Here is a 12426-nt window from a genome sequence, read left to right as displayed (position 1 = left end):
ATTGGAGCTGTCCTTATGGACCTTCATGACGAATGGCTCAGTTCTACAAGAAAATATATTAAGTTTGATCAATGAGAGACCGGTAAAACATTGTATAGTATTTTACACAGGATTATGGACTTGACTATTATATCGTCCATTGACAATCAAATATAAACTAACTATACTTGTTAGAACAAAAAAACAGGCGTTGACTTGTTCTTGATTAGTTAAAAATATCAATAAAGGAATACTTACCCAATATATTTTTCTATTTATTTCTTCTCCTCTTAAGAGTTGAAAAAACGGATAAAAAGTTAGTAAACTAAATGCTACTGGCCACTGATAGTTCAAGGTGGTTGCTCTCCAACCGGTTTCCCCCATTACTGTCAATGGTATTAAACAGTATATAGAGCAAACCAATAATAAATTTTTAACATTTATTTTCTCAAAAACATACTTGCAAAGTAACACTACAATTCCTAACATAATCGTAGAATTTAATAATTTCCATAGCATAAAGTGTTTAGAAAAGAACATTAAGAATAGTTCTATAATAATTCTTGAACTCCATGTCTTATAATGTTCTATCGAAGCACCCAAATAGCCAAGTTCATCTAATCTACTTGCATAAACTACGTCATCCGCTCTCATAGTCGGCATATACATATTAAAGAGCAAAAAGATACCCCAAATCCCTATTAGTAACAAGATCAGTTCTTTGTTATTCGTTATTTTTCTATTATGTTTGTTCATTTTTATACTCCTTCTTATATTTCCTAATAGAGTATAACATAGCTTTAAGCATTACTTAAAGATAACTTAAAAGTTATCTTTTAAATACTTATATGTATCCCCTCATGTGTGGGCTGAATATATCGTCAAATGAATATCAGAAATTGCACATCCTTCACTACACCTTCATCGTTTGACTGATTGCATCGCCACATTGATTCCGTATGCCTTTTTGATGTCTTGCCGAGCAGTCGCTTGAGATTAAATACACGTTAATTCTTTAGGTGTTCCGTGTTCTATCACAAGTACGTAAACATAAGTTCCAACTACACCTTGTGGTTTGTCGAGAACCAGCCAGCCACACGAACTGTTTTGTCTATTACTTTTTTGAAATATCTAGTTTGCCATAAACGTTCCCTTGATGCGTTGGCGTGCTTGCTGATACTTTATCATCAAGGCTCTGATCTTCAGTACTGCTATCAGGTTTCAATGCGGGATTATCATAGTATTTTTTAAACTGTGAATAAAGTAGTCTTGCATTTGAGCAGTGATTGCTACAGGAACTACAAAGTAAGATTACAGCCATAATGCCCTGTCAGTAGACACGTTATTAAGCCATTTATACGACATAAAAAACCATTCAACGAGTGATCTAATATATAACTGCAACTTATATACAGGTAGTTTACGTACACTCCTTTCGCCACAACGCTCTATTTTTTGCAGTCGGTTATTTTGCTTTTTTAATCGTTTAATTTCAAGATTTACGCCTTCTGTGGATAGATATAATGCTATATTTTCTCACTTATGAATTAAGGAATGGCTTCTTTTCACTTCTTGAAATACACTTTTTAAGCGATTTATCTCTTAGATCATATAGATGAAATACTGTCTTGAACACTCATTCTGCTTCCATATTTTTCTTTTGAAATAACTTTTAAAACAATAAAATTAAAAGCTTTCTATCAAATTGACCCTATGTTAGAATCGATAAAAAGAGGAGGTTTGGTATGGAAATTTCTCATATTACGTTAATTGTTAAAGACTTAAATAAAACTTCTGTATTGTTAAATACCTTATTTGATGCAAAAGAAATCTACGATAGTCAACAAAAAAAATTTTCATTATATCCAGAAAAATTTTTCTTAGTTAAGGACCTATGGATTGCAGTAATGCAGAATTCGTCGAATAAACTGCCAAAGACATACAATCATATTGCTTTTAAAATTGACGAACAAGATATAGATTCGTTTGTCTCAAAAATCCAAATGTTAGGTTTAACTGTCGAACCAGGACGTTCTCGTGTGAAAGGCGAGGCTTCTTCAATTTACTTTTACGACTATGATAATCACCTCTTCGAGTTACATACCGGTACTCTCCAGGAACGTTTAAAATCCTACAATTCCGCTACCTGAGACTAGTAATGACTAGTCTCTTTTTATGGCCTCTGATCCCCCCATTGAGCGAATACTAATAGGGCTTCGAATTGATCTGTTCAATCTTTAAGCAATATCCCTCAAATGAGTTTGGAAAGTTTAGTGATTCATCACAAATACTTAAATACATGTAGTTATATATAGATTGAGGTTCTTGTGAGCGTATGCTCGTGTGGGTTCAAATCCCATCGTCTGCATCCATCTTTCCAAAACAAGCGGCTAGGACATTTTTGTCTCAGCCGCTTGTTTTCTAGTTTATTCTTTCATCTTGTCGGACCTTTTTTCTTGGGTATAGACTTTTCTCATATTCTACCACAATTTTGGGTTTCCCTAACACATGATAGGATCTCACAACAAATTGCTTTCTATTATTATAATAACCTGTAACGACTAACTTCATCCCTTCGTCTACTTCAGCTAGGAAGTTCAAACTATGGGAAGCAATCAAACAATTGACCCCATTTAAACTGAAACGGATCAACGGTCTGGCACTGACTTGCAAAGTACGGATCTTATCTACTGTTCCATATTTTTTCTCCATAACCTTCACCTCAACACCATTATACGAACATACATTCCCTTTGTAAAGAAGAAACTCTGTTTTATCTTTTTGACTTTTTGTCTATTACCTTTCTTAAAATCATATTGGCACTTCCTGCGAAGATGAAGGACATGTACTAAAAAAAAAGGCAGCAGTATAGATTACTGTTGCTTCTTTACTAATTTAGGTTTACTTGTTAAGAAAGATTATTTACGCAAATGTTCTTCAACAATTTGCTGAGATTTATCAGCTGTATCTTCCACTTCATCTTTTGCTTTTTCTAACTTTTGAATATATTGTTTCAAGCTTGAGTTTTCAGCAGTTGCTTCGTCTAATTTCTTTTGTGTATCTGTTAACTGAGTTTCTACATTTGTTTTTTCTTGTGTAAGTGTTGCGATTTGTTGGTTCAAACCATTTACAGTATTTTGTAATTCTGAAAGTTTTGCTTGTGCTTCTTGTAGTCTTGCTGTCCAATCTGCATTCAGATGATTGATTTCATCATTTTTTTGGTTGATCTCATCTAGTTTGACATTGATTTCATTTTGTTTGCTTTGTAGTTGTGCATCCTTGCTGACTAATTGACTTTCTAAGTTTTGTTTTTCTGCTGCCGATTGATTTTTTTGGTTTTCTAATTCATTTACTTTTGTTTGGTATTCTTGGACATCTGCCTTTGAATCTTGCAATGTCTGTTCTTTTTGTGCTAGTCGAGCGGTAAGATCTGTAATCGCTTGCTCTTTATCTGTCAATGTATGATCAAGCTGTGTCAGATTCTCATTGATTGTATCAATATCTGTCTCTCCACCCCACAAAATAATTTCATTTGCGTACCGCGTGCCTGTGTAGCCAATTAGACATAGAAATGCAACGACAATCCCACCAGTAATAAATTTCTTTTTCATTTGCATAGCTCCTTAATCCAATACTTTTACATACTAAAAGTAAGTGATCTCAAACACAATGTCAAGCGTTTTTAAATTACATATGTAATTTTAATATAAATACTATCAAATACTCATTTAATCCTCCTTTTTTATCTATTTAAAAAATCTTTTTTATAGAGAAAAATGCAGGTTAATACTTTCTTAAATAAATATTTATGGTGAACAAAAACAAAAAAGCAAGTTTTATTAAACGTAACCCTTTTCATTTCATAGATTACTGTATTTATTACAAAAAACGTGGATTTGTCATAAATTGTCATGCTTCTTTTACCTATGAAATATTTTCACGTGTTAAAGTATTCCTCGTTGAACACAACAAATAAAACTTTTTAACGAATAAAGGAGATTTTTCATGACATCACTTAAAACTTTACTTTTTGGAACAACTTTGGCTGCCGGCGCTGCATTCTTCATGGGAACGACTGCTCATGCGGACGAAGCTTATACCGTTCAATCAGGTGATACTCTATCAACGATTTCTCAAAAATACGTTGGTGATAACTCCTTGATCAATGCCATTGCAGAATCAAATTCAATTTCTGATATTAACCTGATTTACTCAGGACAACAATTAACAATCCCAACAGAAGGCTCTGCACAAGCAGCCGTTCAAGAAGCACCAGTCCAAGCTGAACCTGTTCAAGCTGAACAACCTGTTGTACAAGAAACGGTTCAAACGGAAACACAAGCAGCGCCTGTTGCTGAAACACAAGCTGCTCCTGCTGTAACAGAAACTACTGCTACTCCAGCAAGCACAAGCTCTGCAAAAGAATGGATCGCACAAAAAGAATCAAGCGGTTCTTACACAGCAACGAACGGACGTTACATCGGCCGTTACCAACTAGATTCTTCTTACTTAAATGGTGACTACTCTGCTGCGAACCAAGAAAGAGTAGCAGAACAATATGTTACTTCACGTTATGGTTCTTGGGAAGCGGCGAAAGCATTCTGGGAAGCAAACGGTTGGTACTAAGATTCATTTATTAATCGAACGGTTTACTTTTATATAAAGAAAGCCAAAAAGAGGTGCGACACTAGTTGTGTCACACCTCTTTTTTATTTACCTAATCTAATGAAACGTTCCAAGTTTTGATAAGTATTTTTTTTAACTTCTTCAACTGATAGCTCTTTGATCTCAGCGATTGTCTTTAATTGTTCTTCAAGCAGTGAGACATAATCTTTTTCTGAAAAAATCCCCCCTAAAGCCCACTCTGCTGCATGTAGTCCATCCGTTTCAATAAGTAAGTGGTCGATTGGGACTGTTTTAGCTAGTTGCCAGACTGCTGGGTTCTTTTTCAAATCAAGACCAATGCTGAAATAACAGCCTAAATCAATATAGTCTTGTTGATAGTCCAAAGAAGAATACCAATGAATCAAATAGTGATTAGGGTTAGCTTGGATATAGCTTAAGATCTCTTTTTCGCATCCTTTTGTATGCAGTACAACAGGTTTCTCATTTATGGCTGCAAAAGCAAGCTGTCGCTCAAATACTTTTTTTTGTGTAGTCATCGGTACATTCGTCCAAATATTATCTAACCCTATTTCACCGATGATCCTTGCTTTTTTCAAAAAAGGCTCAACTTGTTCAAACGTATAGCTATCTGCTTTCCAAGGATGGATACCGTAACTTAAGGCTTGAGTCTTACTTGCTGCAAGCTGTCTGTTTTCCTTCCATTCTTCTGGCGAATCACAATTGATGATCGTCAAAATCGTGTGTTCCTGCTGAAGGAGTGCTAAACTCTGACTCCCATCTAAATGACAATGAGCATCACTTAACATCTAATTCACCTGCCAATAAGTGATAAATCGTTTGCTTTAACTCTGATTGCTGCAGTAGCCATTCACGTGACCGTCGTTTTTCAGGCACTTGAATCTCAGCAATCACATGTGCCGGACGGGCGGAAAGCACAAGAATCCTGTCTGATAAATAAATTGCTTCTTCGATATCATGCGTCACAAGTAAAGTAGTCCGCTTTGCTTTTTTAGGCAGCTTCAACATCCAGTCTTGCATCTGCCCTCTGGTCATAGCATCTAACGCTCCAAATGGTTCATCAAGAAGCAAGTAAGAAGAAGGATTCATGATTGTTCGTAACAAGGCCGTTCGCTGCTTCATCCCGCCAGATAATTGTTCCGGCAAAAAATGTTCATAGCCGTTTAACCCAAAGATATCCAGATAATCCCTTACTTGTTCTTCATTGATTGTTAGATGATTGATTTTTTGATATAACGTAACGTTTTGATAGACGCTCAGCCAAGGAAGTAACATATCTTCTTGCGGCATATAACTAAATGCTGTATGGAGACCAGTTACTTTTTGATCGTCTACTTTGATCGTTCCAGAAGTCATAGGCTGGACTCCTGTTAAAGTTTTCAGCAATGTTGACTTACCGGCTCCGCTTGGCGCGACAATCGATGTAAAGGTATCTTTAGGGATAGTGAAATGGATGTCTTCTAATATTTTCAGGTTTTCAATGACTACATTCAAGTGGCTGATTTGGATTGACACATCTATCACTCCTATTTTATAAACTGATTAGTGAATAGTTCTTGCGAAGGTACATCTTGCTTGATCAATCCGTTTTCCTGCATAAAAGCTGTATAATTGCGCCAAACTTTTTCTTCCATCAATCCCCAATTCTCAGGATCATCCGTATAATTTTTTGACAAGAATGCTTGTGATTCTTCTAAAAACGTCCGATCATTTTCTTTTGCATATTTTTGCAACAGTTTAGCACTGTCATTTGGATCCTTAATAGCTTCCTGATAGCCTTTTTTCGTGGCATCCATAAAAGACTGTACCAATTCTGGATCACTTTTGATCAGTTGATCATTCGTAATAATTACCGGAGTATAGTAATCTAACCGTTCATCTAATTCTTTCAATGGGATATAGTTTAGTTCAATACCCGCTTCTTTTGCTTTGATCATATCCCAACCTTCAAAGTACCATTGGATATCTGAGGATTTTCCTAAGCTTTCTGGCCCTTCTCCATTGCTTCCTACCATTGTCAGTTTTGAAAAGTCCCCGCCGTCTTTTTCCATCACAGCTTTTAAGACAGCTTCTTCACTTGGACTTTGCCAACCTGCATATGTTTTTCCTTCAAAATCTTTTGGTGAATGGATGTTACTGTCTGATAGGGTGGCGAATCCAGAAGTATTATGTTTGATCACTGTAGCAATTGCTTTGACTGGTATATTCTGTCCATCTGCGTGAGCATAAGTGACATCTTCTTGATAACTTACACCAAATTGTGCTTTGTCCGCACCTACTAGACCAATACTTGTCGAATTATCTCCTGGTTCGATGATTTGGACATTTAAACCAGCCTCTTTATAATAGCCTTTTTCTTTTGCTAGGTAGATGCCAGTATGATTAGTATTCGGTACATAATCCAAAACAAGTGTCACTTTTTTCAAATCCTTTATTTCTTGTTTGCTACTTGTTTCTTTTGCAGTGCCACAAGCGGATAAAAGCAACAGTAGCGGTAATAAAAGCCATAATTTTTTCATTTGATCCCCTTCTCTTAAAAAATATAAAGCATACGATAATACCCTTTTTTCAATAATGAACAAGCGCCATTCAGCAATAAACTCAATAGAATGACACAAATGATCGCAGCAAAAACTTTATCGATCTGGTAGCTGTTTTTTACGCGTATCATGTAATACCCTAAGCCTGCTTGAGCGCTTAGCCATTCTCCAACGACTGCTCCGCTGACACAATAAGTAGCAGCCACTTTTAAACCGGAAAAGAAGCCGGATAAACCCGCTGGTATTTTATATATTCGATAAATCTTCCCTGTATCTGCCCCCATCGTTTTCAAAAAGATGATTTGCTCTTTTGATACTTTCCTCAATGTATCCGAAAAAGAAACTACGATCGGAAAATAGCTTATCAAGACAACAAGGATCACTTTTGGAAGCATACCGAAACCAAACCATAGGGTAAGTAATGGCCCTAACACCATGATTGGCAACATTTGTGAAATCACTAGTAACGGATAAAAAGACATTTCTAAAAACTTCCAATAATCCATTGCCAAGGCAGTAATAAAAGAAAGAACGCTAGCTATTACCAAACCAAGCACTGCTTCATTTAATGTCGTGACAGAATGAGAAAGTAATACTTGTGCATCTGCCGCTAATGCAGAAAATACAGCAGCAGGTCCGGGTAAAATAAAGGCAGGTATTTTCCAAACTATGACAACAATCTGCCAAATAATTAAAATGAATGCCATACTGACTGCTGGATAAAGATTTTTCTTCATTTTGTTACCTCCTTTCTTCTAATATGAATAACAAAAAACGCTTGAAATGGGCACGACATAGTAACCCGCTTCAAGCGTCTGCTATGTTTCTCCCTTCACCAGTATTAACTGACAGGTTCAATGGGTCTAAGTTCACAACTTACTCTCATGTCGTCTACGACATCCCCAGAAACAGGTATTCATTTTTTAAAGTGTAGCACAAGAAGGAAAAAGCAACAAGCGCTTTAGTTATCATGCTGATTATTTCAATAAATAGGAGAGATCACTTGCCAATGTCGGATACCCCATGATATAGCTATCCAACTCTTTTTTAGTCAATTTTTGATTGATGACTAGTGTCAAATCATCGATCAATTCGTCTGCTTGCTCGCTAATCACTGCAGCACCAATCAAATAATTTTGCTGGTCAAAGGTCAATTCAGCCTTAGCAACTGGTTCATTGACACGATGATAGGTGAACCAACTGGTAAGATCCATCTCTACCACTTGATCTGACGAAGAGGCGTGACTTTTTGTAACTCCTACTTCAGCAAGTTTAGGACTGGCGTAGACGATCGTAGGTATAATCGGATATTTGATAGGTTCGCTTGTTGCATCCGTTATCCGCTTAGCTACATAATTTCCTTCAAAAGTGGCGACTGGTGTCAATTTGGGGGTTTTCCTTGAAACAATATCTCCACACGCAAAAATTTTTGGATTGCTCGTTTGCAGATAATCATTGACTGCAATTCCGTGTTTATCAAAGACGACATTCGCTTGCTCAAGTGCTAAAGATTCTGTATTCGGCTGTCTCCCAGTCGCACAAAAAATCATATCTGCTACTAATTCCGTCTCTTTTCCGACTAAACGATAGCGAGTACCTTCTGAAATGATCTTTTGGGTTTCAACACCAAAAGCAAACTGAATGCCAGATGCTTCCATTTGATGGACGGCTTCCTCTACCAAAGACGCCTCAAATTCTTTTAATGGCCGTTGATTATGATGGACAATGGTTACTTTGCTCCCTGCAGCATTGGCAATCGTAGCTAGCTCAAAAGCAATATAACCACCACCGATAAAAATGATTTCTTTAGGCAGTACAGGCAATGATAAAAAGTCTGCACTAGTTTTCAAGTATTCCTTTCCCTCCACTGGTAAGATCGTAGGTCTTTGCCCGGTTGCCAAAACAAAGTAATCCGCATGGAAGACTTCTTCGTTGACTTCAATAGATGAATCATCCAAAAAACGAGCGGTTCCTGAAAGATGATCGATTTCAGCTTCTGCTAATTGTTTTTTCCGGCTTTCTGGGACTGGATCCGTAAATGTTCGTTTGAATTTTTGAAGTTCTTCCCAGTTGGCAGTTGGGATCTCGTTAAAACCTTTTCCACTCAATTGCTTTACCCGATTACGTGCCTCTACTGCACTTAACAAGACTTTTTTAGGATCACATCCACGGTTAGGACAAGTCCCGCCCCATAGATCTTCTTCGACCACTAGTACTGTTTTACCTGCTTCTTTCAATCCATAAGCAGCACTTAAGCCACTCACACCTGAACCGATGACGATTGCATCATATGTTTTCATTTCCTTCCTCCTCTCGACTTAAAAAAGCAAAGATTTCTTTACTTGTCAGCGACCCAATACTTCTTTGCTTTTCTACTATCACAATGCTTGGATACACCGAAAGAAGCGAATATACTTCTTTCATAGGCGTATCAAAGCAAACTTGTTGACGAGCATTTTCTGGTATTTCATTTAAGAAATATCCATTGACGACTAAATCTTCTACTCGCCACTCTTTCGTCTGTTTCGGTTCATCAAAGAAATGCCGAACGTAGTCGTTTTTAGGATTCATCAATAACTGCTCTGGTGTGTCACATTGGATAATTTCTCCATCCTTCATAAATGCAATACGATCACCTAGCTTGATTGCTTCTTCCATATTGTGCGTAACGAAAACAATGGTCGTGCCCAATTCTTCGTGTAAGGACAAAACCAATTCTTGTAATGAGTTTCTTGAAATCGGATCTAATGCGCTAAATGGCTCGTCCATCAAAATCACATCTGGGCTTGCAGCAATAGCTCGGATGATCCCGATCCGTTGCTGTTCTCCTCCAGACAACTCTCTAGGCATACGATCTCGATAAATATCAGGAGATAAGCCAACTTTTTGAAGAAGTTCATCTACACGGTCTGCTCTTTTCTGCTTTTCCCAACCTAACATTTCAGGGATGACTTCAATATTTTGCTTGACTGTCATGGTCGGGAACAAAGCGATTTGCTGCAGCACATATCCCATATTCCACCGCATTTTCTGCAGATTATATTCATTTAACGATTTTCCTTTGAAGTAGATGTCTCCTGCTGATGGTTTAGATAATCCATTGATCATTTTCAAAGTAGTTGTTTTTCCACTACCGGAAGGACCAACCAAAACAAAGATTTCTCCTTTTTTGATTGCCAGATTTAGGTCATCGATGACATACTTTCCATCATACTTTTTTTGCACATGTTTGAACTCGATTAATTTAGTCACTGATCTTCCTCCTTTACTAATCCTTCATTTTTCAGGAAGATTCGTGCTACTTCTGTCGGCTTTTTCTTTTCGACATTGACTTGGTAATTCATATCAATCATTTGATCCTCTGTTATTTTTCCGCTTAATTTATTCAGTGCTTTAACGATTTCAGGATGTTCTTTAGCAAAATCTTTTTTCATCAGCGGTGCGCCTTGATAAGCTGGGAATAACCCTCGATCATCTTCTAGAGTCACTAGATCGTACTCCTTGAGCTGGCTATCTGTGGAATAGGCATCCACAATATTGACATCTCCAGTATTGATTGCTTGGTAACGCAAACTTGGCTCCATGCTTTGTACACTTGAAAAATTCAAGCCATATGCTTCTTGGATTCCTTTATATCCATCTGAACGATCAATAAATTCCAGTGTGAATCCCGCTTTGATCTGATCAGAGATAGCTGCCAAATCGGAAATCTTTTTAAGTTGATGTTCGTTCGCAAAAGATCTCTTGACTGCCAAGGCATACGTATTTTGGTAAGCCATTGGTTTTAATAATGTCATATCGAATTGCTTATTCAATAATTCTTCTGCTTCGTCATATGTTTTTTCTTTTGTCAAATCAGCACTTTTCATTGCTTCAGGTACCTTCACCAAGCTTTCTAGGACAGTCCCTGTGAATTCAGGATAGATATCGATTTGACCTTGATCCAGTGCATTGAACAAAAAACTCGTCTTGCCAAAATTCGGTTTTAATTCAACTTCTGTTTTTGTGTTGTCTTCAATCAATTCTTTATACATTTGGATCAGGATTTCAGGTTCCGCTCCTAATTTTCCAGCAATCGTGATGGTTTCATTTTTAAACAAGGCAGACTGATATAAAGAAACGCCGCCAAATAAACACACCACTGCTGCTAAAGTAATGATGGAATATCGAGGTTTCTTATGCTGCAACCAGCGAATCAGTCCGCTGAATATAATGGCAAGCAAGGCAGAACTGATCGCACCAATCAATGTCAAAACAGGTGTATTTCGGTCAATACCTAACAAAATAAATGTCCCTAATCCACCTGCTCCGATCAATGCTGCCAAAGTAGCCGTACCGATGATTAAAACTAAGGCAGTTCGGATACCTGAGATAATGACAGGTAATGCGATGGGAAGCTCTACTTTCAGCAAGCGTCTCATTCTGGACATACCAAATGCTACCGCTGCTTCTTCAATAGACGGGTCAATTTCAGCTAGACCAATATACGTGTTTTGGAAAATCGGAAGCAAAGCGTAAATAACAAGTGCAATCAATGCTGGAACAGTTCCGATCCCTACAAATGGGATAAGTAAACCTAATAAGGCAAGTGAAGGAATCGTTTGGAGCACACCCGTGATCTGTAATAAGACTTCTGCCATTTTTTTATGATTGGCTGCCCAAATCGCTAAAGGAATAGCAATCAGTGCTGCAATCAGCAAAGAAATGAGAGAAATGGACAGATGTTGAAATGCAGCTTCCAGCAACTCGCCTTTTCTTTCACTTAATGTTTGTATAAAATTATTCATGCGACCTTCCTTTCTGTTATTCTTTAAGTATAAACATTTCTTTCCTTTTTCCCAACTAACTTGTCTTGCCTTAACCTTACAGCACGAACAAAAAAAAGAAAAAAATACCTCTAAATATGCTGACAAAAAAAGAATCCAAGCAACAAAGTCGGATCAACTTTTTGGTTCTCGTTTTTTCACTACGAATACCATAAAAATCTATACGAAATTGTCACTTGGAATCAGCTATATCTTTTTTACACACACAACTTTTATTTTAATAAAAAGAAACAGCCAATAAAGTAGAAATCTCGTGGGGGAGAACACCTTTATTGGCCTGTTCAACGAATATTATACTGTATCATGACACTTGAGAGTGTAAAATATTTTGTGTAAATAGAAAAAAGGAAGTCCCTTCTGTAGAATAGAGTTACCACAACACATTCACAGAAAAGAGGACTTCCATATGAACGATTTTACTACAGAAATTCTAAAGA

11 protein-coding genes, 1 pseudogene and 1 riboswitch are annotated in these 12426 nt (G+C 37.1%); of the genes and pseudogenes, 2 read left to right on the top strand and 10 right to left on the bottom strand.

Features of this window, described 5'->3' with window-relative positions; genetic code table 11:
* Positions 1-126: 126 nt before the first annotated feature.
* Positions 127-735, bottom strand: a pseudogene (locus tag OZ002_RS12885) (DUF6056 family protein); the annotation flags it as partial.
* 989 nt (positions 736-1724) lie between these two features.
* Here OZ002_RS12885 and fosX point away from each other — a divergent pair.
* Positions 1725-2129, top strand: a complete 405-nt coding sequence (fosX, locus tag OZ002_RS12880; protein ID WP_002306897.1) for a FosX/FosE/FosI family fosfomycin resistance hydrolase — start codon at positions 1725-1727, stop codon at positions 2127-2129.
* 271 nt (positions 2130-2400) lie between these two features.
* Here fosX and OZ002_RS12875 read toward each other — a convergent pair whose 3' ends face one another.
* Positions 2401-2691 carry a hypothetical protein gene (locus OZ002_RS12875; protein ID WP_002295437.1) on the bottom strand — a complete coding sequence of 97 codons (291 nt, stop codon included), beginning with the start codon at positions 2689-2691 and terminating at the stop codon, positions 2401-2403.
* A gap of 206 nt (positions 2692-2897) precedes the next feature.
* Positions 2898-3590, bottom strand: coding sequence for a hypothetical protein (locus OZ002_RS12870; protein ID WP_002296429.1), 693 nt, complete (start codon positions 3588-3590; stop codon positions 2898-2900).
* Between the two features lie 394 nt (positions 3591-3984).
* Here OZ002_RS12870 and OZ002_RS12865 point away from each other — a divergent pair, with 394 nt between their 5' ends.
* Positions 3985-4605: a LysM peptidoglycan-binding domain-containing protein gene (locus tag OZ002_RS12865; protein ID WP_058140309.1), complete on the top strand. Its 621-nt coding sequence runs from the start codon at positions 3985-3987 to the stop codon at positions 4603-4605.
* A gap of 83 nt (positions 4606-4688) precedes the next feature.
* Here OZ002_RS12865 and OZ002_RS12860 read toward each other — a convergent pair whose 3' ends face one another.
* From OZ002_RS12860 to OZ002_RS12830, 7 genes are all read right to left on the bottom strand, one after another.
* On the bottom strand, positions 4689-5411 hold the full coding sequence (locus tag OZ002_RS12860; RefSeq protein ID WP_049142353.1) for a TatD family hydrolase: 723 nt from the start codon (positions 5409-5411) through the stop codon (positions 4689-4691).
* On the bottom strand, positions 5401-6138 hold the full coding sequence (locus OZ002_RS12855) for an ABC transporter ATP-binding protein (RefSeq protein ID WP_125179326.1): 738 nt from the start codon (positions 6136-6138) through the stop codon (positions 5401-5403). The genes OZ002_RS12860 and OZ002_RS12855 overlap by 11 nt, the downstream gene beginning before the upstream one ends.
* An 11-nt stretch (positions 6139-6149) precedes the next feature.
* Positions 6150-7142 (bottom strand): ABC transporter substrate-binding protein, encoded by a 993-nt coding sequence (locus tag OZ002_RS12850; RefSeq protein ID WP_002297008.1) that lies wholly within the window; start codon positions 7140-7142, stop codon positions 6150-6152.
* 14 nt (positions 7143-7156) lie between these two features.
* Positions 7157-7900: an ABC transporter permease gene (locus tag OZ002_RS12845; RefSeq protein ID WP_002297003.1), complete on the bottom strand. Its 744-nt coding sequence runs from the start codon at positions 7898-7900 to the stop codon at positions 7157-7159.
* 73 nt (positions 7901-7973) lie between these two features.
* Positions 7974-8078, bottom strand: a riboswitch (TPP riboswitch).
* Positions 8079-8140: 62 nt separating this feature from the next.
* Positions 8141-9463, bottom strand: coding sequence for a dihydrolipoyl dehydrogenase family protein (locus OZ002_RS12840; RefSeq protein ID WP_002301479.1), 1323 nt, complete (start codon positions 9461-9463; stop codon positions 8141-8143).
* Entirely contained in the window at positions 9450-10415 is a 966-nt protein-coding gene (locus tag OZ002_RS12835) for an ABC transporter ATP-binding protein (protein WP_002289763.1), read from the bottom strand. The genes OZ002_RS12840 and OZ002_RS12835 overlap by 14 nt, the downstream gene beginning before the upstream one ends.
* Positions 10412-11950: an ABC transporter permease/substrate-binding protein gene (locus OZ002_RS12830; RefSeq protein WP_002306907.1), complete on the bottom strand. Its 1539-nt coding sequence runs from the start codon at positions 11948-11950 to the stop codon at positions 10412-10414. The genes OZ002_RS12835 and OZ002_RS12830 overlap by 4 nt, the downstream gene beginning before the upstream one ends.
* Positions 11951-12426: the final 476 nt, after the last annotated feature.

The organism is Enterococcus sp. E4-150 (assembly GCF_035726465.1).
Classification (GTDB): Bacteria; Bacillota; Bacilli; order Lactobacillales; family Enterococcaceae; genus Enterococcus_B; species Enterococcus_B faecium.
This window is presented reverse-complemented; position numbering and strand designations above follow the sequence as displayed.

Excerpts from the sequence above, each read along its gene's own strand:
- OZ002_RS12840 (WP_002301479.1), bottom strand. The coding sequence starts at position 9,463 with ATGAAAACATATGATGCAATCGTCATCGGTTCAGGTGTGAGTGGCTTA.
- OZ002_RS12865 (WP_058140309.1), top strand. The coding sequence starts at position 3,985 with ATGACATCACTTAAAACTTTACTTTTTGGAACAACTTTGGCTGCCGGC.
- OZ002_RS12875 (WP_002295437.1), bottom strand. The coding sequence starts at position 2,691 with ATGGAGAAAAAATATGGAACAGTAGATAAGATCCGTACTTTGCAAGTC.
- OZ002_RS12850 (WP_002297008.1), bottom strand. The coding sequence starts at position 7,142 with ATGAAAAAATTATGGCTTTTATTACCGCTACTGTTGCTTTTATCCGCT.
- fosX (WP_002306897.1), top strand. The coding sequence starts at position 1,725 with ATGGAAATTTCTCATATTACGTTAATTGTTAAAGACTTAAATAAAACT.
- OZ002_RS12870 (WP_002296429.1), bottom strand. The coding sequence starts at position 3,590 with ATGAAAAAGAAATTTATTACTGGTGGGATTGTCGTTGCATTTCTATGT.
- OZ002_RS12860 (WP_049142353.1), bottom strand. The coding sequence starts at position 5,411 with ATGTTAAGTGATGCTCATTGTCATTTAGATGGGAGTCAGAGTTTAGCA.
- OZ002_RS12830 (WP_002306907.1), bottom strand. The coding sequence starts at position 11,950 with ATGAATAATTTTATACAAACATTAAGTGAAAGAAAAGGCGAGTTGCTG.
- OZ002_RS12845 (WP_002297003.1), bottom strand. The coding sequence starts at position 7,900 with ATGAAGAAAAATCTTTATCCAGCAGTCAGTATGGCATTCATTTTAATT.